Raw genomic sequence first — 19,100 nt, forward strand, 5'->3', positions numbered from 1 at the left:
GTGTTCATGGCACGCTTACCACCTTTTAAGAATGGCTCGCTCAATTTCAGCACTCAAAAAGGTATAAAAAAGGTATAAAAAAGGCCCTCAAAGGGCCTTATTGTTATTCTGTTATTGGTTTAAATAGTTTGAGCCAAGAGTTTAAAGTCTTCGACCTGCGACGTGCTGTACTTGCATTTAACGTCGGTACACAGTCTTGCAGGAATTCAAACGCACTATCATCAGGAATGTCTTTTAGCGTTTTTCCAGATGCCCAGTTAATCCATGTCCATCCACAATCACTGCTTTGGAATCTCATGGCTGCAGATTTTAACCTTTGATTTTCATCTAACTTGCCAAATTGCATACCTGCTGAAGTAGGTTGATTTGACCTGTCTAAATACCCCAGAGTGCGAGCTGCATGGAGATAATAAGCAACTTGTCTAGGTGTAATTCCTAGCGTGAACTCATTTACTTCTTGAAAATTAGACTTAGCGATCACTACATCAAACACACGCTTAAGATCATCAGCTTGAGGTACTCTCAGACTAGATAAGTATGTTAATTCACTTGTCTTTAGCTCTGTCAATATCCGCTCTGCAGAAGATTTGGATAACTGATGTGGAAAGCTTCCGTCTATAAGTGGTGTTAGTTTAAAGTCATACGAAGAATCAACTACCAAAGATAAAAACTCTTTAACCACATCAACATCAATTTTCATGCTTAATAGTGTAGTGTGAATATCTTCAGAACTAGTTAAAACACCAAAGAAATCGTCGATAACAGGCGATACTTTTTCATAATGGTTTGATTCTAATCGAACGATGAATGAGCCAGGTCGTGCATCAACAGGTACTAGCCTGTCAGATATATTTATCGTCCTTACGAATTCATCATATAAAGAAGACCAGCCCTCAAGAATTTTAGATATTGAATCTAATTTCACTATGCCGCGTCGGCTAGGCTTTGAAATGTGAATTTCATGATTAGTGATCGATGATACAACTTGTTGTTCTGGGACTAATTCACACTCGATTCTATAATCTATTGGTGGTAGTTCTTCTTCTGTTAACTCTTCTGCAGTTAAATGCGTTAACGTTTCTTCTTCACCGTCAAATGAGGTGAAAATTCTGAAAATAGAATTTTCTTCTGGGTATATGAATGCATCACGAAGTGAGCGAGAGGCACTCTCTAGCTTTTCAAGGCGACTATATGACATTGGTACATATAACCAAGTATCGCCGTCTTCGAGCTCATCAATCCAATAAACTAGGTAATAGACCCCTAGTGCATTTACTGCACTAAATAGTTTTGGACCATCATACTCTTCGTAGATTTTATGGAACTCTAATGTTCCTAATCTGCTGTCTTGTACTAGTGGGTACATTTCATTATTCTTCTATACACTCAAAGCGTTCGTGTGGAAGAGCGTCTTTTTTAAACCAAACTGTTACATGGCAAGGGCCACCAGTCTTTTTCATTACGCCATCATCATTACATAAATGACCGGAGGATAACGTTTTGTTTCTCAATGGTCTAAATAGCTTCTTTTTCTTTAACGCTTCTTCTGGTTCAGTGAAAAGTGAAGCCCCATAAAGCATTTCTCTATCACTAGGCTTTCTAGCAGCTCTCTTAGGGTTCTCTTCAATTGTAGATCTAAAATCCACTTTTTGAGGGGGATTATTGTCTACTAACCGATAAGCTTCACCATTAGCCTCACTAGCATCTTCTGGAGGCATATCTTCTGGGTAAAAGTCAGGATAATCGCACATATTAAATTGAACTTGTCACATAAAACATTGTTGCATAGTAAAGATCATTTACTTATTTATCAATGGGCTGACTCTCGAATGTGTGATAGACATCGATTCGCTAGAAATATCGCTTCCCCAAAAACAACGTTGGTTGGTTAATGCTGATACGCCAACAGCCCCAGAACCCATAAATGGATCGCAAACTAATTCACCTTCGGAGCTACTTTGTTTAATTAAAATATCCATCAATTCAACAGGCTTTTCCGTCGGATATCCACGATGTATACGAGGTACTTGTAATACATCTGGTGTACTTAAGTCGTTTAACTTTCTTTTGCCTTTTTCAAAGAACAAAATGAACTCATAGCGAGCACGATAATGGTAACCCATACCAATTTTCATCTTGTCCCATACAATCGGCTTCCAAAACTTAAAACCGACAGACTCAGCTATTGGTTTAACAATAAATGCAGTCTCTTGGTCACAAAAAAGATAGAAGTGAGAGTTTTTCTTTAGAACTCTGTATACCTCAGTAAATAGTTCTTCAAACCTGTCATTTGGAAAGATCTCGAACCACTGATTACTTGAAGCTTTACTATTTTTAAGCCTTGTTGTCGTACCGACTTTTCGATGCTTCTCTAATGACTCATACGGTGGGTCAGTAATAAGTAAATCAACCGATGAGTCGTCAATAGTTTTCAGCCACTCAACGGCATCTAGTTCATACAAACTACACTGCAATTTTTTAGTACTATTATTCAACAACTTAAATTTACCCATATTGATAATGTCATATGATTCAAAAAACGATGCATTCTATACGAAATTGATTGCAAAATCAGGTTTATATTTTAGTAGTGGCTAACAGTCAAGTCTGTGTTGACTTAAAGAAGTCTACCGAAGCTGATAGACGGTCGAATTTACCCCCGTGATACAAAACGGGGGTGAGGGCAATCAATTTCATTTTTTAACTGTTGATAAATATTCTCAGAGTCATAATTCCAAGAAGCTTTAAAGCGGATTAGTTTGTGCTGTCCATCAAGAGCTTCATTAACGTATTTGTCACGCTTTTGTCGGTCAGCTCGTTGATGAGAGCGATCATCTAGCTCAATTACACATATAACTTTTGTACTGCTATCAGTTACAACGAAGTCCATGCGCTTTGCCCAAGTTCTTGAGTTGTTTTTCCGTTCTACTGGTTGAATTAATGCCATTAATGAAGTTTGGCAATGAATCATGTAGTCATCAGGTAAGGCTTCTCGAAGGGCAATATAAAAATTACGTTCATTTTTTGAAGTCAGATACTCCGAACGCTTATGCTCAACTTTGTTCGAAAGCGTATCGGCTTTATTTTTTACAATCGACAGCTTTTTTTCACTTGTGCAAGGTGTCGAAGTGTTTTCTGAACGCGGTGGCTGAGGTCGTCGAATTGGTTCAATCTTAGGTTCTAACCTAGGTGTGGTGTTGGTCTTGTTGGTCCATGGATCTTGTTTAGGAGTATCTTCTGTAAGCTTATAGACGACATAGCCGATTGCTAGTAGTCCAATCAATAATGTAAACACAATTCCTCTCCTTAAGGTGATCAACAAGTAGGATACTGGTTTCACTTCCAAGGGTATAAAGGTTTTGTATCATAGTGTTACCGAAAGCCAATTATTCGATATACGTTATTGGAAATAGCTAACGCGCTACGCTTATTTGCTCTTTTTTGGTCTACAAGCAAGCTTATAGCACCAAAAAACGAGCTGGATTAAAGAATCGTAGTTTTAATAACGACTTTGAGTTCTTTCTTTATTTGGTTTGTGCCCTCAGAACGGAACAAAGCACCGAATAGGGGAAGGTCCATAAGGACAGGAACGCCAGAAACGGACTTTCTTTCCTCACTCGATATCAAACCACCTAAAGCAATTGTTTGCCTATCTTGAACCTTTACAACGGTTTGCAGTGTTCGTTTGTTAGTGATGATATCGGATGCAATGGCAGACTTACTCACAGAGCTAGATTCTTGATTGATGATGAGTACGACATCATCACCAACCACATGAGGCGTCACCTCAAGTGATACGCCAACATCCTTGCGTTCAATACGCTGAATACTGTTACCACCGTCCGTAACTTCACTAGACGTAAGGAAAGGGACGTTTTGACCTACAGTGATATAGCCTTTCTCTCTATCCATAATCAGCATGTTAGGTCGTGATAATAGTTCCGTGTCTTCACTGGATTGAACCGCTTTTACCAGAGCGGAGAAATCACCGCTATCATAGAAAAATAAGTTATCGACTGTCTTATCAATGGTTGTTGGTTGAGTGATAAACCCTGCTTTATCTAGCGCTACTTCAAGGTTAACACCAAGCTCTTTGCTATCTCCTAACTCAGTTTCGGTAATGATAGCCTCAATGAAAACTTGCTTTTGTGGTCGGTCTATTCCTGCTATCAAGGTGTTGATTTTAGTGATTTGGTCAGGCGTACCCGTAACGATAATAGAGTTAGTTGTAGGGAGAATTTGAACATCGTAATTAGAGTTAGATTGCTTCTGTGTTGTTTGCGTTTGTGTTGCTCTCAGCATCGAATTAACAAGCTCAGTAACCTTTGTATTTCTGACATTTTCGAAACGGTAGAGCTTAACGATTGGCGGTTCTGTAGGGAGGAAGTTATCAGCATCAACAGAGACGGTATACACACCGTTTGAATAACCGAGTTCGTAGCCATGAGAGCGCAGAACGGAATCAAAAAAAGACGCGTATTCAGATTGTTTAAGCTCAGGGGCGGTAAAACTCACTTTCCCCGTGACACCTTGACCAAGAACCACAGTTTGCCCCGTATAGGTAGCAAACCATGATACAAACTCAGCGATTGGAGTATCACGAGACTCAAAAACAGCAGGAGCAGATGCGCGAACCGGAAGTGATAAGCAAAAGGTGATTAAAAGGATTACACGAAGCATTAGCAATGTACCTCATAAGAAGTTGTACCACTGGATACAGACACGCGGCAGCTAGAGAAAACAGTTACATCAAACCCCATGGAACGGAGTTCAACACTCGTTATACGATTACCCGACTTATCTAACTCGAAAGACGGCAATTGATTAGGTGGATTCCAAGCGCTGACAATTCGATATCCGTTTAATAGGTCTTTTAATTGGTCAGCGTCTGCTTTTGTTTCAACGACTGATACGGTTGTTTCTGGCGTTTCTGGCATCAGTAACATAGAAATGCCAAGCGTCAGCAAGGCACCAAGAGTAAAGCAGAGAAAGCGTGAATATTTACGAGCGTGAATTTTAGTAAGTCTCATAATATTCCTTAAATTGTAAGGGACAGCATAACGGCCGTGAGTGTAGTAGGGAGGCAGAACGCTATAAACACCGTCCTCATAGTTAGAGCGAAACATTTGTTTGGTGTCATAAGCCGTGTATAGGTCTTTACCAAAAAATACCCACTTGTCGACCGTGAGTGAGTTTTGATTATCGCCATACTTAACGATACCAATATGGAGCTTTGGAAAAGGTAAGCGACCTTGACCAAGCGTTAAGAACCATATGAGCGTAGATAAAATTGGAACCTGCATTCTGTCTAAACGACGACAAAAAACGGTGTGCTCAGCTAAAGCAAGACGCGCTTGTTTATCAACGATAGAGATATCTTGAACGATGAAAATCACATCCCAACCAAGCTTTCGAATATGCAAAAGGTGATCAATTAACTTTTGTCGGTTCTTATCGTTCCACGTTCTGGAGTTAAACCAGGTGCCGCATTCATCAAGAACAATTAGCCCGTCCCTTGTGACATCGTAACTTTTATTCGCAGAGCCAAGCGCGGTCAAGTCCTCAACGACTGGCTTATCAGGGATACGATACAAGCGCGTGTTTTTCTTCTTGGCACCTAGCATTTCTTTTAGGTTAATATCTAGGTTGGTTGCCACTGGAACACCGCGCATGAACGCCTCTCGAATCTTACCGACAGCCGTTAGAGTTTTACCGGAACCGAGCTTACCCGTAACAAAATAAACGCTAGCCATTATGGTGCAATCCTTGTAACCGCGTACACTTGCCACTCCCACGCCCAACGCATAACACGAGCGCTTAAAATGGTACTGACACAAGGAACGGCCACGTCAGGAACAAAGAAACCCCAAGCTTGGGATAAAAACGGAGGCACCAGAAAATGTAAACCCGTTAACATGGCATAAATAGCATAACTGGTCGCCGTAGCCATACCTATAATCATTGTGACAATGGTCAGGTTAATAGCCATTTGCTTAGTAAATTTGAGAAAGAAAAACTCAAACACTTTAGTCGCAAGACCACCAAGAAAAGCAGCAAGGGCAGGTAATGACATAGCGCCACTGATGCCAGATAAAATAGGAAGTAAAGCAATAGCCATTTAACCGTACCTTTTAGAAGATGAATAAGGGCCACGTGGTGTAATACCGTCAAATAAAATATCTGTAAGCGTCATGAGCGTATACATGCCAAATAGAAACGAAAGGATGAGCTTAATTTTTTCACTGACCTCACAGCCAATAGAATAGCTTTTTCCGTTGGCCTCAAGCGTCAACGGTGAACATGCCTCATTGAAACCAAGCGCATTCAAAAGAACGTCAGTTGAATTATTCATAATTGACTCATTTTCATAGTTCAACGGGTTATCAATAACTGACTGCAAGGTCGACTCAATGAGGCTATGACCACCGGAAACAATACCGTCTACTTGATTGTCCATTTGGCCGAAAGTTTCGCGAATGTAGCCTTCACCAAGACCATGGGGATTTTGACACCATTTATTACTCTCTGAAGGCTCACAATCATCTGTGAGTTTCTCTGATAACTCACCTAAAGCACCCGTTAATGCGTCCGTTTGGTCACCTAGCGCACCCGTTAAGGCGCCCGTTTGAGAGCCTAATGCATTAGTAATATTGGAAGCACCCGCAGTAATCGCCCCTGTTTGTTGTAAGGCTAAATCCTTATTAGCTTGGTATATCTCGTAATCTTGGTTCATTTGTTCAACAACAGACTCACCTATAGCGGTGTTAGTTGCATTGAGCTTTGATAGGGCATTATTGGTGTCAGTGAAGCCGTTGTTTAGGTCAGTGCTAAGCGCCTTGAAACCCTCATTAGAATCTCTATTTGCGTTCTGGACAGCCTTTAAAACAGCCTCGTCAGTAGTGTCGGTTGGGGTTACATCATCAGGCTCAGGCTTATCAAAAGTAGGGCCGTCAGGGTTAGCCGTTGGACCCGAACCCGGATTAAATCCACCACTAGGTGGTGTAATATCATCGGTAGGGTCTAAATCATCCATGCATGCAGGCCAATTGGGAAAGCCAATAGCACACTGGTCTGATTGGGTGCAGCGAGTCTCTAAAGACTCAAGAAAATCAGAGCACTCGTAAGAAAAAATACCACCCTCAGCCGCACAGGATTGCTCAGCAGAAAACAAAGTCTCGTTAGTTGAATCACGCTCGCAGAAAGGAAGAGTAACGCATTCCTTTGTATCAGGGTCTAATTCTGAAGGAGGCTCACAAGTAGGAACCTCTTCACAAACGCCTGTTGAAGCGTTTAAAAGAGTACCTGAAGGGCAATGTTCTACAGCAGTAAAAGATAAAGATTTATATGAGGATGATTTTAAATTAGTACATGACCTATCATACTTATAAAATCTATACCTAACATTAATATAAGAACCTGAGCGACCAGTTTGACCAGTATAACTAATTCCACTAATACCATCAGTGCCAAGTAAACAGCCCTGACTTGAAAGATAAGAACCCAATTTGGACTCTTCAATTGTAAGGCCAGAATTAATACCAGTAGTGCTAGTGTTTATCGTTACTAGCCCCGCGAACGCATTAAAAGAAACACCCATCATCAAAAGAAAAAGAGAGATACTTGCTTTAATGCTCATGAGTCGTTACCAAATAAGAGGGAGTTTAAAGGGAAGTAGGGCGCCTTGACCGCCCGACCAATACAACTATTAAGTTGCTTTGTTTGCCGCTTTCTTGAATAGCTTGATACCAACAAAACCGACAACAATGATTGGTACAATTGTCCAAGCCATTGCAAGGTAATCAGTAGCAGCAGTGGTCATAGCATCAGCGGCAGCTTGCGCTTCAGAAGAAAGTGCCGCGTTAGCAGAGCCAACCATTAGAGAAGAGCCAGCAACAACAGCGATTTTTGAAGCGTGACGCTTAACGACGTTCATGTATTTCATAGGAATATTCCTTTTTTTTAGAGTGATTAAATAAAATTAACTAGATACTTCAGCCGCTTTTTTGAAAGTTAAAAAAGTGGCTCCGCACACGTACCCAAAGACGGAAGAAGTCAGGAGGGCACCAATAACAAATTCGATTGTTGGCATTAGCGTTGCCCTCCGTACATGCAACCAAGAAGAAAGCAGACCATAAGACCAACACAAAATTGCATGATGTAGGTTGTTTCATGAAGTGCATAAAGCGCGTCAAACTGGTCAGCAGTCATAGTGGTTAACCTTTAGTTTTCGGTAAGTCGAACAGGTGGAAGCCGTTTAACGCAACGTGCTTGCCTTCATCATTACCAAAGCTAAATTCTTTGTATTCAACGTTGAACTGCATACGTTGACCAACGCAAGATTTCAAAATCTCACCTGCTTTCCCACCGTTCCAAAGTTCAGAAGAGATCTTAACTTCGATAGTGTTAGTTGGATTAGTGGTGATTAGTTTCAACTTACCGACAGTCAAAGCCTCACCCGTACCACGGGCAGGTTTGGTTTCTTGAATGATATCGGTATCGTCTAAAATTAAGCCTTCGAGTTTCATATTGTGTTTCCTTTCTTGACGTAAAATTTTGAGTTAAAAGAGAAAAAGACAGTTATTGACACAAGTCCAAGGAACCTAATGGAGCATGTCCGGCGGGGCTGCGCCCACCGAACACGCCCCATGAGGTTCTAAAGAGCCAGAGAGAACAAGCGCCTCAATTTCTTCCATACGAGCCATATGCTTCTCGTATTCTTCATACTGACTATCGAGCATGTATTCGTATTCTTTCTCGCGCTCCAAAGCATCAAACCAGTCCACAGTGCCAGACATAATTTTCTGTTGTGAAGCGATGAATTTGTCTTTGTTTTCAACTTTCCAAGACTTGAAGCGAGTAACGACAAGAACGTCACGGAACATCAAGCCAGAGATACGAGCTTGAGCCGCGTCACCATAGCGAGTGGTAGAGTACTCTCCACCGGATTCGATTAGCTTCTCGATAGTGTTAGTCACTTCATAAGCGGCCTTGATGGTTTGGTCTTTGCGCTTGACGAACACACCGCCCATTGCATAACAGAACGCTTCCCAATCACCGGCATCCGCAGCCCTGCGAACGTTTTCAAGTGTTAGATGTTCTTCGTTGTTTAAGTCTGAAAACATGGCGTCTTCCTCGTTAAGTTCTTCGCGTAAGCGTCTAAGCTCACGCCAAACAGTGACAGAAGCACCGCCTATAAATTGAAATTGTCTAATACGATTCACACGCGCCCAAGTGACCACGCGCTCAGCAGCTGCAATGCCATCTAGATTAGAACTGCGGTCTTTGTCGATATGCTTACCGTCAACGTTTTTACTCACGTACTTAGCCACGTAACCAACAGCCGAACCTTTACTAAAATCAATTAGCTCAGATTTGAAACGGTACTTTTTAGCGCCTGATTCATTAGGCGTATCAGCAAGGGCTAGACGGTTAAATTCTGATGTAACAAAAGCGCGGTGTTCTTTTTCCATAAACAGCAGCATATGGTGATGAGCTGTGCCGTCTTGATGAGGCTCAACAATGCGCATGCCATAGATTTTGATATCGTTCTTATCAAGAATCTTACGAAGCGAAGACCAAACACCAATCAAGTGATCATGTGATTGTTTCGCGTCCGGCCGTCCTGCTTTCTCCCAATTGGGATTAGTCACACCACCAGAAACAGCGTGAAATCTTGACGGAGTAGTCACGGTATAAAACACCGCGTCATGGCCTGATTTTTTAGCGATATTTTCGAAGCCATTAAGACGGGCAAACATCTCATTGCGTCTTAATTCTGGATTAGACACTGATTTAGCCGATAGCTCAGAAAGAGTAAAAAAGGTTTGAGGGTCGTTCTCATCAAAGGCCACCGTTTTATCCAGTGCAATCTCATTTGATTTCATACGGTCACGGTGTCTGCGAACTGAAAAATCAGAGCAGTAAATTTGCTTATGACGTTCAACAAGTGCCAAGTCTCTCGCCACCTGTTCAACTTCATAAGCACACTTTCTACGTAACTGGCGAACAAGCCAGTTGTTATCAATCGCACGAGCAACAAGAGAATGTAACTCGTTATTAGATTGAGCTTTTTTAATCGCATCCTCACGAAAGCCAAGGCCAAGGGAATCTAGAAGTTCAACGCAAGTTTCGAATTGTGTTTCAACATCAGGAAGACTCGAAACGATACGCCCGAACTGCTTAGATTTGTTCTCAGCTAACTGGCGAATATCATCGTCTGACATTGCCGCGCTGTAACCGTTCTTAGTTAGTCGGTCATGCGCTCGATGTAACATACGTGATGATTCAATCTCACCGCGAAGCTTGCAAACGTCCGTATAAGCGCGAAGCATATGGCGAGTAAAATCACCATTGCGCTTTAGGCCAGACGGTAAAGAGTTGCAAACAGTGCGAACTGGCGCGTCTAGGCCAGTAACATCATGCGAGTAAATTTGATGATTAAGCGCAGGAAGAACCGAAGCAGCTAGGGGATAAGCAGGGCGCGTATGGTCTTTGTATGAAGACAAGTAATCGAACTGGTTATCATGGATACGGTCAGCCGTTGCCCATGATTGAGCTTGAACGAAATCAATCATTTCAAAGCTTTTTGTTTTGAGGTCGAAAACGCGCTCGTAAGCCATGATTAAAGTTCCAAACCGTAGAACGTGCAGAACTGTTCAAGCTCTTGGTCGTTATCAAACTTAAAAGTGAAAGAGTCTTCAGAGTTATAAAGCGGATTCTTATAAGTCACAGTGTGGAAACGTTCTTCACCGATAGTGCGTTGACCAAACTCAAGTTCGCCAACAAGGAACTCAAAGCAGATTTCAAGTGGTGAGTTATGAAGAGACACAGACGCGTGTGTGAAATCTGGGTAGTTAGAGAAGCTAACGTGTTCAGATTTGAGCACAGAGCCGTATTGAATGGATTCAACTGTAAACATAACAACCACCTGACTGATTATTGAGAATTGGGATTGACTGTCTAAGCCGAGCCGTAAGCGTCAAGGGCGAACAGCCCAGACCTAGACAGTCAAAATACTTAAATAAGTAAATTTGGTTCGTTGATGAGGATTATAGGCACGAAAAGTTGTGCCTGTTAAGCACGGAAAATCATGCCTAATCAGCTAGAATGTAGCTAAAGGGAGAATGTCTTATGTATCAAAATGAACTGTTAGATGCCTACAAAAAGGCTCAAAACTATGTACAAGATAAGCAGATTGCACATGATTTGAATCTGCCTAGACAAAGGATTGGTGAAATGCGAAAAGGAACTCGCTATATATCTGATTCAGAAGCAGTTTTTCTTGCGGAAAGCGCAGGAATTGATCCAGAGATGGCATTGCTTGGTTGTCACGTTGACCGCAACGAAAATCCAGAAATTAAACAGCTATGGGAACACATAGCAAAAAAGTGCAACGGGCTAGGATTAAAAGCGATTTCAATGACTTGCGCGGGATTAGCGTTGATGGCAGCCACCCCAAATAAAGCACTAGCCAACTGCGTATTATGTATATTATGTTAAATGGTGTTTGGTATTTATAAGGCAGGTATCTTTGTGCGATGCCCTGCCTCTTGTTTATCTACCAAATCGACGTTCTATTTAACAGTAAGGCTATTTACCATAAAATACCTAATAAACATATTTCCTAATCTTCGATTAAGAATACGTTTATTAGACTTCAAGCATTAATCGATCAATTGCTTCTGTGATCTCTTTAGTTCTTACTGGCTTGGTCACGAAATCATTCATGCCGACATCTAAGCACGAACATTTGTCTTCTACTGATGTGTGTGCTGTTAGCGCAACGATTGGTGTTTTGATGTTTGCGTCTCTCATGTATTTGGTTGTGGTTAATCCATCCATGACCGGCATCGACACATCCATTAAGATAATGTCTATTGATTCGTTGCCTCTTTCAATAAAGCCAATCGCTTCTTCACCATTACTTGCGATGAAAACCTCGTGGCCTTGTCTTGTAAGGATTAACTTTATCACCATTTGATTCGTTGGATTGTCTTCGACAACTAACACTGAATAACGGCTTCTTAACTCTCGTGAAGATTCGTCTTCTTTGTTAGCCAGATTATTCGTAACTCTAGTAAGCACTGGCAACTGTACTTCGAATTTGGAGCCTTTTCCAGGCTCACTCTTTACCGATATGCGCCCGCGCATCAGTTCAACCAGTCTTTTAGTGATGGCCAAGCCTAAACCTGTGCCACCAAATCTACGTGTGATTGTGCTATCAGCTTGCACAAATGGACTGAACAGCGACGAAAGTTGTTGCGAGCTAATGCCAATCCCTGTGTCTTCCACCGTTATATAGAAAGAGCTCTGCTGGTACTTTATAGAAACATGGACATGCCCACGCTCAGTGAACTTAATCGCGTTACCGATCAAATTAAATAGGATCTGTGCCAAGCGACTTGGGTCGATGTAATGAAGTTCACCTTCAGGGATATCGCTAGTTACTGTTAGCGGCAAACCTTTATCGTCTGCTGTCTTCTTTTGTTCAGATAATACAAAAGTTACAGTGTCTCTTACGTTGCTCCATTGAGGAGCCAACGAGAAACACCCAGATTCAATCTTAGAAAAATCCAATACGTCACTGATAATTGCCAACAATAGCTCAGATGATGTGCTCATATTAAGCAGTATAGACTGTTGTTCTTCGTTCAATGATGTGGATTTTAGGGCGTCTATTAGGCCAATTATGGCATTTAGCGGTGTTCTTAATTCATGACTCATCATCGCGAGGAATTCAGACTTGGCCTTGTTGGCTCTTTCCGCGTCTTTTCTTGCTGTGACAAGCTCTGCTGTGCGCTCTCGAACGGTTGCTTCAAGCTTTTCTTTGTTCTCAATATCGAAAACAGCACGCTCTATCAACGGTCGGAAACGGTTTAGTGTGGCCTTGGTTTCAATACTAAAGTGCTTGGTATTTGAGTGGATAAAGATGATGACAGATTGTGTTAGCCCGCTGTCTATACCAGTAATCAGAACGGAGTTGATTTGGTCGAGAACAATGGGGTGCAGGGAGTTAAATTCCCCAAGAGACTTGGGTTCGAAAAGGATGGCGCATTCACCATTGATGACTCGCGATAGCTTACCACAATCGCTCCAATTCATCTGTTCGAAGACTTTGTTATTGCTTAGCAGGGTTTTGAAACTGCCTTCGTTCCCTACCCTTGATACCACGATAAAGTCATCAAACTTAATGTATTTTTTGAGCACGAACTCAAGACTGGAGAATATCTCAGATATGTTACTTGCCTTACTGATCGCAGAGATGGTTGATAAGATCACCCTGTTCTCTTCAGCCAGTTTTCGCTCACGGGCTTTTAGTTTTTGCAGTTCAATACGTGCTTCTTGCAGCGCTTCTTGACCTTCAGAACCCATTATTTTTTCAACCTATAAAACGTTGCAGACGATACCATTAAATTCCCGTGTGCATTCTCACCACCAGAGAGCCTGCCTTGCTCACCAAACGTGAATGGACATATGTACGGAAGCCCATTAAGTGCTTGATTTATTTGTTCGCAAACCTCATCCATATCTTGTTTAAGGTTCAACATTGGGCCTGCACAAAAGATATTGATCGCCCCTAGTTTCTCTTCAAGATCCATGTCGTTGTAGTATGAGGAGTGAATGATATTCGCGACGCGGCTAATCAACTGCTGCTTAGACCCTTGCATCAGGTAGATGGTGTCGCCTTCACTGATGTCTGTGAACAGCTCAATCCCATTACACTCCGTCTCTCTGATCGAATGAGACAATTTGAAATATGGGTAATCGTAAGAAGAGCCGACTTTCCTGCCTAATGGGTAGACTGACGACTTTTCGAATATGTAGCCATCATCACTGCCATCTAAGTGGAAATTAGTCCATTCGTTGTAAACGGTGACGGCTGGCCTGTGGTCTATCTCCAACAAAATTCGGTTTCTTACTTTGGTCACGGTGCCTGAATACCGCGTAGGCGTATGACCCGCGCTGAAAGAGGAATAGATGGACTGAGACGCAAACACTACCGTTAAAGACACACCATTTATAGACAGCGACTCTTCGGTGAAGATACTCCAATTTCCGGAAACCTGGTTGTCTGCAGCACTGCCACCAATAATTGGCACTTCAGTACCAAATTTCTTATCGATAGCCGCCATCACCTTTTCTTCGTTACCCGGTGTGGAATGCAGCAAGATAAGATCAGGAATTTCACCTTCTCGGTTGGCGTTCTTGAGTGCTTTGTCTATCGCGCTGAAGGTACTGCGGTTTATGGAGTCGCTGAAATGTTCGATTCCCGTACCATAGGCGTTGATCCCCGAGTCATAAATAATGAGGACGCCAATGACTGGACCAGAATGAAAACCAGTTTCGGTCATAATGCCGTGACAAGTAGTACAGCCATGTATGGGAGTGTTCGGGAGAGCATCTACGAAATATCTCTGCACAGCGAGTGTCGAATACTCTTCTGTGCAGTAGCAAATAAGACAAGCAATATCGTCAGGGTTTTCCACCCCGCTGAGCAACTCATCTACTGCGATTTTATCGTCTAGGGAGTAAGAGACTTTTGATAGAAATTTCATAGATTCTGGGTAACTTTATTAATGCTCTCTTTATAACACTTTAATGCATTGTGTTTCACTGATTTGGTACATGTTTCTATCAAAAGAACCGAGGTGTGCCCCAGTTTCTCTCTGTTACTCCTTAGAAAGGTTTACAGAAAACGTGCTCACCTGTTGTGGAAATGTAACCGTTATTGAGGAGGTCTTATCACTAGTTTGTAACAGCCAATTTGATGGTCCTTTTTCTTCCAGAATTCCGCTTTCATTATAGCTAATGATAAATTTGCCAGTTTTAGATGTTTCGATCGAATACCCTAGGTTATTGCTTGAAACTGAAACATTATGATTATCAATACCAAATTTACAAGGTTTTGAAACTATACAGTTTACTGTTTCGTTATTATCGTATGTTACTGTTCTCCAAGTAAATGCAGCTATTAAAATAACCAACATGACGATAATTTGAACAAGCCTGCCTTTTGTTAGCTTTTGTGCCGCCATTATAATCTTTACTCCTTGTTACAAAGTTCAAAGTTTTTAAATAAAAATACAATTCCAGACCAAGCGTAAGGTTACTACTCTGTCATTGATTTGTTAATTCAAGTATAGTGTCGCGTTGAAAATGCCACTTTTTTTTAAAATCAGCAAGTGGAAATAAAGCCCTGAATAGGCTGAATTTCCTTTTCTAATTTGGGTGGCATTACGACGTGAGTCGTGTTGGAAGTAAAGTGTAGTAAATAAGAAATTGGAAGCATGCAAATGAGCCAAGAAAAGCAGCTTGAACAAAACTACAACTATACGGTCGTCCGTCAATTTACCCTAGTTACAATTTTGTGGGGTATTGTCGGTATGGGCGTTGGTGTTTTGATTGCCGCTCAATTAGTTTGGCCACAGCTAAACTTTGATACGCCGTGGTTGACGTACAGTCGTTTACGTCCCCTGCATACTAATGCGGTTATTTTTGCGTTCGGTACAAGTGCGCTGTTTGCAACATCATATTATGTTGTACAACGTACCTGTCAGACGCGTCTCTTTGGTGGCCCTCTCGTAGCCTTTACCTTTTGGGGTTGGCAAGCGATTATCCTGTCCGCTGCAATTACTTTACCGTTAGGTTTAACCTCTGGTAAAGAATACGCAGAACTTGAATGGCCAATCGATATTGCTATTACTCTTGTGTGGGTAGCTTATGCGGTCGTGTTCTTCGGAACCATGATTAAACGTAAGACATCGCACATTTACGTAGCAAACTGGTTCTTCGGAGCCTTCATTATCACGGTTGCCGTGTTGCACATCGTTAACAGCCTAGCTGTTCCTGTCTCTGCGTTTAAATCGTACTCGATTTATTCCGGAGCGATCGATGCAATGGTGCAATGGTGGTACGGACACAATGCGGTAGGCTTCCTATTGACAGCTGGTTTCCTAGGCATGATGTACTACTTCGTTCCTAAACAAGCTGGTCGCCCTGTTTACTCTTACCGTTTGTCGATTGTTCACTTCTGGGCTCTCGTGTCTCTGTATATCTGGGCTGGTCCTCACCACCTACACTACACTGCACTTCCTGACTGGACTCAATCTCTAGGTATGGTTATGTCTTTGGTTCTGTTTGCTCCATCTTGGGGTGGCATGATCAACGGTATTATGACTCTATCTGGTGCGTGGCATAAGCTTCGCTACGACCCAATCCTACGTTTCCTAATCGTTTCTCTATCATTCTACGGCATGTCGACTTTCGAAGGCCCAATGATGGCAATCAAAACGGTTAACGCACTATCTCACTACACGGACTGGACTATCGGTCACGTTCACTCTGGTGCGTTAGGTTGGGTTGCAATGGTTTCTATCGGTTCGGTTTACCACTTAGTTCCTAAACTATTTGGTCAAGAGCGTATGTACTCTGTATCCCTAATCAATGTTCACTTCTGGTTAGCAACGATTGGTACGGTTTTCTACATTGTAGCAATGTGGATCTCTGGCGTGATGCAAGGTCTGATGTGGCGTGCAGTTAACTCTGACGGTACATTAACTTACAGCTTCGTTGAATCTGTAGAAGCGTCTTACCCGTTCTACTTTGTACGTTTCTTAGGTGGTTTCATCTTCCTATCTGGTATGTTCTTAATGGCATACAACACGTACAAAACTGTTTCTGCACCTAAAGATAGCCTTAAAGCTATCCCTCAACCGGCTTAAGGAGATTTAGAATGAGCTCAAATTCAAATAATCGCCATGAGTTGGTAGAGAAGAATGTTGGCCTACTAGCGATTCTTATCGTTATTGCTATCAGTTTTGGTGCTTTAGTAGAAATTACCCCACTTATTTTCCAAAAGCAGACTACTGAACCTGTAGAAAATCTACGTGTTTACTCTGCTCTGGAAATGGAAGGTCGTGATATCTACATTCGCGAAGGTTGTAACGTATGTCACAGCCAAATGATTCGTCCTTTCCGCTCTGAAACTGAACGTTACGGTCACTACTCTGTAGCTGGCGAAAGCGTTTGGGAACACCCATTCCTATGGGGTTCTAAGCGTACTGGTCCTGATTTAGCGCGTGTTGGTGATCGTTACTCTGATGAGTGGCACCGCGTTCACCTTATCGACCCTCGCGAACTTGTTCCTGAATCAAACATGCCTGGTTTCCCATGGCTTGCTGAGAATGTACTTGATGGCAAATTGACTAAACAGAAGCTTGAAATCTTCCGTAATCAATTTGGTGTTCCTTACACAGACGAACAAATTGCTAACGCTAAACAAGATGTTGAAGGAAAAACAGAGATGGATGCAATCATCGCTTACCTTCAATCGCTTGGCCACGCAATGAAATAAGGAATAATTATGGACATTATTACATTTCAAAGTGTTTGGACTGTTACTGTTTTTGCTTGTTTCATCGGCATCGTTTGGTGGGCTTTCGGTAAAAATCGTAAGTCGCGCTTCGACGAAGATGCAAACCTAGTGTTCGCTGATGAAGCACCTGCGAAAGATAAAAATCAAGGAGTGACGAAGTAATGAGTACATTCTGGAGTATTTGGGTAACAGTAATCACAATCGGTACATTGATTGGCTGTGCAGCCTTACTTCGTTGGTGTTCCAACGATAAAACAGGTGTAGAAGAAGGTCAGGATATGGGCCATGAATACGATGGTATTCGTGAGCTTAATAACCCGCTACCTAAATGGTGGACATACCTTTTCGTTAGCACAATTGTGTTTGCAGCTGTTTATCTAGCTCTATACCCAGGCCTTGGCAACTTTAAAGGTCTACTAGGTTGGACGAGTTCAAACCAAACAGTTCGTAGCGTAGAAGAGTCTCGCTCTGCAATCGCTGCTGCGCAAGCAAACAAACAGTTAGACGCATACGCGAAAGAACTTGATGATGCTGACACCTACTTTGGTGAAGCTTTCAGAAAGCTAGCTCACGACGAAAACGGTCTACGTTCTGTCCCTGACATTGCATCAGATGCCGATGCAATCAAAGTGGGCCAACGTTTGTTCCTACAAAACTGTTCTCAGTGTCACGGCTCTGATGCACGTGGTCAGAAAGGTTTCCCGAACCTAACTGATGACGCATGGCTATATGGTGGTGAACCACAAGCTATCGTTACTACCATCATGCATGGTCGTGTCGGTCAAATGCCAGGTTGGAAAGACGCTCTTGGCGAAGAAGGCGTAAAAGAAGTAGTTAGCTACACGCTTAGCCTTTCTGGTCGTAGCGTAAACGCACGTGAAGCAGAGGCTGGTAAAGCTCGCTTTGTAGTGTGTGCAGCGTGTCACGGTACTGATGGTAAGGGTAACCCTGCTGTTGGCGCCCCTGACCTGACTGACCGCGACTGGCTATTCGGCGATTCTCGCGCTGATGTGACGGAAACAGTCATGTACGGACGTTCTGGTGTAATGCCGGCTTGGAAGGACATCCTCGGTGAGGATAAGGTTCAGCTCGTCTCTGCCTACGTCTGGAGCCTCAGCAACTCAGATAAAGAGTAACATAATAATAACAGCCCCTTCTTAAGGGGCTGTCTTTCTTTTACAGTTATAACCTTAAGTGTTTGTAAAAATTAGTTTTATTTCATTGTATATATTGAGAATAATAATATGGAACAACCTTGGTATAAGCAGTTTTGGCCGTGGTTTTTGATCTTCCTAACCGTTGGCGTTTCTATGCTAACATTGGTTCGAGTCGCGATACTTACCAACCATTCAGTTAACGTTGTCACTGAAGATTACTATAAAAAAGGTAAAGGTATTAATGTCGACATTTCGAAAGTAAATGTTGCTAAAGAGCTTGGCTTATCAGCTTCAGTTAGCGAGAAAGGTAACTCAGTTATCATTACTCTCGACAAAGGCAAACTAGACCACTTCCCTGCTATTAGCGCAATGTTCGTGCACCGAACGCTGCCTGACCGTGATTTTACTCAGCTACTGACCGCTGATGCGAGAGGCAACTACACGTTGACTCTGGATCATGAAATGCAAGGTCCATGGTTTATCGAGCTTTCTCCGCATGATTCTGAATGGTTAGTGCAAGGTCGCATGAACTTCCCTATTGATACTCCTACTCAACTAACGAACTAAAT

General features: G+C 42.3%; 21 protein-coding genes. 6 read left to right on the top strand and 15 right to left on the bottom strand.

The window, feature by feature from the left end:
• Positions 1 to 103 precede the first annotated feature (103 nt).
• The 12 genes from AB4583_RS13685 to AB4583_RS13740 all read right to left on the bottom strand — a co-directional run bounded on the left by AB4583_RS13685 (position 104) and on the right by AB4583_RS13740 (position 10,918).
• Positions 104 to 1,366, bottom strand: a complete 1,263-nt coding sequence (locus tag AB4583_RS13685; RefSeq protein WP_372117764.1) for a DUF6575 domain-containing protein — start codon at positions 1,364 to 1,366, stop codon at positions 104 to 106.
• Positions 1,367 to 1,370: 4 nt separating this feature from the next.
• Positions 1,371 to 1,718, bottom strand: a complete 348-nt coding sequence (locus tag AB4583_RS13690) for a hypothetical protein (RefSeq protein ID WP_372117767.1) — start codon at positions 1,716 to 1,718, stop codon at positions 1,371 to 1,373.
• A gap of 81 nt (positions 1,719 to 1,799) precedes the next feature.
• Positions 1,800 to 2,513 (bottom strand): site-specific DNA-methyltransferase, encoded by a 714-nt coding sequence (locus tag AB4583_RS13695; RefSeq protein WP_102423184.1) that lies wholly within the window; start codon positions 2,511 to 2,513, stop codon positions 1,800 to 1,802.
• A 140-nt stretch (positions 2,514 to 2,653) separates the two neighbouring features.
• Complete coding sequence (locus AB4583_RS13700) at positions 2,654 to 3,295, bottom strand: DUF2726 domain-containing protein (protein ID WP_372117770.1); 642 nt, start codon at positions 3,293 to 3,295, stop codon at positions 2,654 to 2,656.
• 188 nt (positions 3,296 to 3,483) lie between these two features.
• Positions 3,484 to 4,680 carry a secretin N-terminal domain-containing protein gene (locus AB4583_RS13705; RefSeq protein ID WP_372117773.1) on the bottom strand — a complete coding sequence of 399 codons (1,197 nt, stop codon included), beginning with the start codon at positions 4,678 to 4,680 and terminating at the stop codon, positions 3,484 to 3,486.
• Positions 4,680 to 5,753: a zonular occludens toxin domain-containing protein gene (locus tag AB4583_RS13710; protein WP_372117775.1), complete on the bottom strand. Its 1,074-nt coding sequence runs from the start codon at positions 5,751 to 5,753 to the stop codon at positions 4,680 to 4,682. The genes AB4583_RS13705 and AB4583_RS13710 overlap by 1 nt, the downstream gene beginning before the upstream one ends.
• On the bottom strand, positions 5,753 to 6,118 hold the full coding sequence (locus tag AB4583_RS13715; protein ID WP_146450206.1) for a DUF5455 family protein: 366 nt from the start codon (positions 6,116 to 6,118) through the stop codon (positions 5,753 to 5,755). The genes AB4583_RS13710 and AB4583_RS13715 overlap by 1 nt, the downstream gene beginning before the upstream one ends.
• On the bottom strand, positions 6,119 to 7,636 hold the full coding sequence (locus AB4583_RS13720) for a hypothetical protein (RefSeq protein WP_372117778.1): 1,518 nt from the start codon (positions 7,634 to 7,636) through the stop codon (positions 6,119 to 6,121). It lies immediately after the preceding gene.
• Positions 7,637 to 7,705: 69 nt separating this feature from the next.
• Entirely contained in the window at positions 7,706 to 7,942 is a 237-nt protein-coding gene (locus tag AB4583_RS13725) for a major coat protein (RefSeq protein ID WP_146450209.1), read from the bottom strand.
• A gap of 271 nt (positions 7,943 to 8,213) precedes the next feature.
• Positions 8,214 to 8,525, bottom strand: coding sequence for a chemotaxis protein (locus tag AB4583_RS13730; RefSeq protein ID WP_372117781.1), 312 nt, complete (start codon positions 8,523 to 8,525; stop codon positions 8,214 to 8,216).
• A gap of 75 nt (positions 8,526 to 8,600) precedes the next feature.
• Positions 8,601 to 10,619, bottom strand: coding sequence for a replication endonuclease (locus tag AB4583_RS13735; RefSeq protein WP_372117783.1), 2,019 nt, complete (start codon positions 10,617 to 10,619; stop codon positions 8,601 to 8,603).
• Positions 10,620 to 10,621: 2 nt separating this feature from the next.
• Positions 10,622 to 10,918 carry a hypothetical protein gene (locus tag AB4583_RS13740; protein ID WP_372117786.1) on the bottom strand — a complete coding sequence of 99 codons (297 nt, stop codon included), beginning with the start codon at positions 10,916 to 10,918 and terminating at the stop codon, positions 10,622 to 10,624.
• A gap of 212 nt (positions 10,919 to 11,130) precedes the next feature.
• Between AB4583_RS13740 and AB4583_RS13745 the strand changes: the two genes are divergently transcribed.
• The gene (locus AB4583_RS13745; protein WP_123283303.1) at positions 11,131 to 11,499 is read left to right on the top strand and encodes a DUF3693 domain-containing protein; all 369 of its coding nucleotides are present in this window, start codon (positions 11,131 to 11,133) and stop codon (positions 11,497 to 11,499) included.
• Positions 11,500 to 11,649: 150 nt separating this feature from the next.
• Here the strand turns inward: AB4583_RS13745 and AB4583_RS13750 are convergent, their stop codons facing one another.
• The 3 genes from AB4583_RS13750 to AB4583_RS13760 all read right to left on the bottom strand — a co-directional run bounded on the left by AB4583_RS13750 (position 11,650) and on the right by AB4583_RS13760 (position 15,035).
• Positions 11,650 to 13,371, bottom strand: coding sequence for an ATP-binding protein (locus tag AB4583_RS13750; RefSeq protein WP_372117789.1), 1,722 nt, complete (start codon positions 13,369 to 13,371; stop codon positions 11,650 to 11,652).
• Positions 13,371 to 14,555 (bottom strand): FIST signal transduction protein, encoded by a 1,185-nt coding sequence (locus AB4583_RS13755; RefSeq protein WP_372117792.1) that lies wholly within the window; start codon positions 14,553 to 14,555, stop codon positions 13,371 to 13,373. Before AB4583_RS13755 ends, AB4583_RS13750 begins: the two co-directional genes overlap by 1 nt.
• A 114-nt stretch (positions 14,556 to 14,669) precedes the next feature.
• Positions 14,670 to 15,035 (bottom strand): hypothetical protein, encoded by a 366-nt coding sequence (locus tag AB4583_RS13760; protein WP_017059645.1) that lies wholly within the window; start codon positions 15,033 to 15,035, stop codon positions 14,670 to 14,672.
• A 252-nt stretch (positions 15,036 to 15,287) separates the two neighbouring features.
• Here AB4583_RS13760 and ccoN point away from each other — a divergent pair, with 252 nt between their 5' ends.
• From ccoN to AB4583_RS13785, 5 genes are all read left to right on the top strand, one after another.
• Positions 15,288 to 16,721 (top strand): cytochrome-c oxidase, cbb3-type subunit I, encoded by a 1,434-nt coding sequence (gene ccoN / locus AB4583_RS13765; RefSeq protein ID WP_009846707.1) that lies wholly within the window; start codon positions 15,288 to 15,290, stop codon positions 16,719 to 16,721.
• An 11-nt stretch (positions 16,722 to 16,732) separates the two neighbouring features.
• Positions 16,733 to 17,353 (top strand): cytochrome-c oxidase, cbb3-type subunit II, encoded by a 621-nt coding sequence (gene ccoO, locus AB4583_RS13770; protein ID WP_017059643.1) that lies wholly within the window; start codon positions 16,733 to 16,735, stop codon positions 17,351 to 17,353.
• A 9-nt stretch (positions 17,354 to 17,362) separates the two neighbouring features.
• Positions 17,363 to 17,536 carry a CcoQ/FixQ family Cbb3-type cytochrome c oxidase assembly chaperone gene (locus AB4583_RS13775; RefSeq protein WP_004733679.1) on the top strand — a complete coding sequence of 58 codons (174 nt, stop codon included), beginning with the start codon at positions 17,363 to 17,365 and terminating at the stop codon, positions 17,534 to 17,536.
• Positions 17,536 to 18,510, top strand: a complete 975-nt coding sequence (gene ccoP / locus AB4583_RS13780) for a cytochrome-c oxidase, cbb3-type subunit III (protein ID WP_017063857.1) — start codon at positions 17,536 to 17,538, stop codon at positions 18,508 to 18,510. Before AB4583_RS13775 ends, ccoP begins: the two co-directional genes overlap by 1 nt.
• A gap of 108 nt (positions 18,511 to 18,618) precedes the next feature.
• Positions 18,619 to 19,098 (top strand): FixH family protein, encoded by a 480-nt coding sequence (locus AB4583_RS13785; RefSeq protein ID WP_017059641.1) that lies wholly within the window; start codon positions 18,619 to 18,621, stop codon positions 19,096 to 19,098.
• The last annotated feature ends 2 nt before the right edge of the window (positions 19,099 to 19,100 follow it).

This window comes from Vibrio sp. 10N.222.49.C12 (assembly GCF_041475025.1).
GTDB classification, from domain to species: domain Bacteria; phylum Pseudomonadota; class Gammaproteobacteria; order Enterobacterales; family Vibrionaceae; genus Vibrio; species Vibrio crassostreae_C.

Coding starts and splice junctions, on each gene's coding strand:
- AB4583_RS13715 (WP_146450206.1), bottom strand. CDS start 6,118: ATGGCTATTGCTTTACTTCCTATTTTATCTGGCATCAGTGGCGCTATG.
- ccoN (WP_009846707.1), top strand. CDS start 15,288: ATGCAAATGAGCCAAGAAAAGCAGCTTGAACAAAACTACAACTATACG.
- AB4583_RS13735 (WP_372117783.1), bottom strand. CDS start 10,619: ATGGCTTACGAGCGCGTTTTCGACCTCAAAACAAAAAGCTTTGAAATG.
- AB4583_RS13785 (WP_017059641.1), top strand. CDS start 18,619: ATGGAACAACCTTGGTATAAGCAGTTTTGGCCGTGGTTTTTGATCTTC.
- ccoP (WP_017063857.1), top strand. CDS start 17,536: ATGAGTACATTCTGGAGTATTTGGGTAACAGTAATCACAATCGGTACA.
- AB4583_RS13740 (WP_372117786.1), bottom strand. CDS start 10,918: ATGTTTACAGTTGAATCCATTCAATACGGCTCTGTGCTCAAATCTGAA.
- AB4583_RS13750 (WP_372117789.1), bottom strand. CDS start 13,371: ATGGGTTCTGAAGGTCAAGAAGCGCTGCAAGAAGCACGTATTGAACTG.
- AB4583_RS13725 (WP_146450209.1), bottom strand. CDS start 7,942: ATGAAATACATGAACGTCGTTAAGCGTCACGCTTCAAAAATCGCTGTT.
- AB4583_RS13705 (WP_372117773.1), bottom strand. CDS start 4,680: ATGCTTCGTGTAATCCTTTTAATCACCTTTTGCTTATCACTTCCGGTT.
- AB4583_RS13730 (WP_372117781.1), bottom strand. CDS start 8,525: ATGAAACTCGAAGGCTTAATTTTAGACGATACCGATATCATTCAAGAA.
- AB4583_RS13685 (WP_372117764.1), bottom strand. CDS start 1,366: ATGTACCCACTAGTACAAGACAGCAGATTAGGAACATTAGAGTTCCAT.
- AB4583_RS13775 (WP_004733679.1), top strand. CDS start 17,363: ATGGACATTATTACATTTCAAAGTGTTTGGACTGTTACTGTTTTTGCT.
- AB4583_RS13745 (WP_123283303.1), top strand. CDS start 11,131: ATGTATCAAAATGAACTGTTAGATGCCTACAAAAAGGCTCAAAACTAT.
- AB4583_RS13755 (WP_372117792.1), bottom strand. CDS start 14,555: ATGAAATTTCTATCAAAAGTCTCTTACTCCCTAGACGATAAAATCGCA.
- AB4583_RS13760 (WP_017059645.1), bottom strand. CDS start 15,035: ATGGCGGCACAAAAGCTAACAAAAGGCAGGCTTGTTCAAATTATCGTC.
- AB4583_RS13695 (WP_102423184.1), bottom strand. CDS start 2,513: ATGGGTAAATTTAAGTTGTTGAATAATAGTACTAAAAAATTGCAGTGT.
- AB4583_RS13720 (WP_372117778.1), bottom strand. CDS start 7,636: ATGAGCATTAAAGCAAGTATCTCTCTTTTTCTTTTGATGATGGGTGTT.
- AB4583_RS13710 (WP_372117775.1), bottom strand. CDS start 5,753: ATGGCTAGCGTTTATTTTGTTACGGGTAAGCTCGGTTCCGGTAAAACT.
- AB4583_RS13690 (WP_372117767.1), bottom strand. CDS start 1,718: ATGCCTCCAGAAGATGCTAGTGAGGCTAATGGTGAAGCTTATCGGTTA.
- ccoO (WP_017059643.1), top strand. CDS start 16,733: ATGAGCTCAAATTCAAATAATCGCCATGAGTTGGTAGAGAAGAATGTT.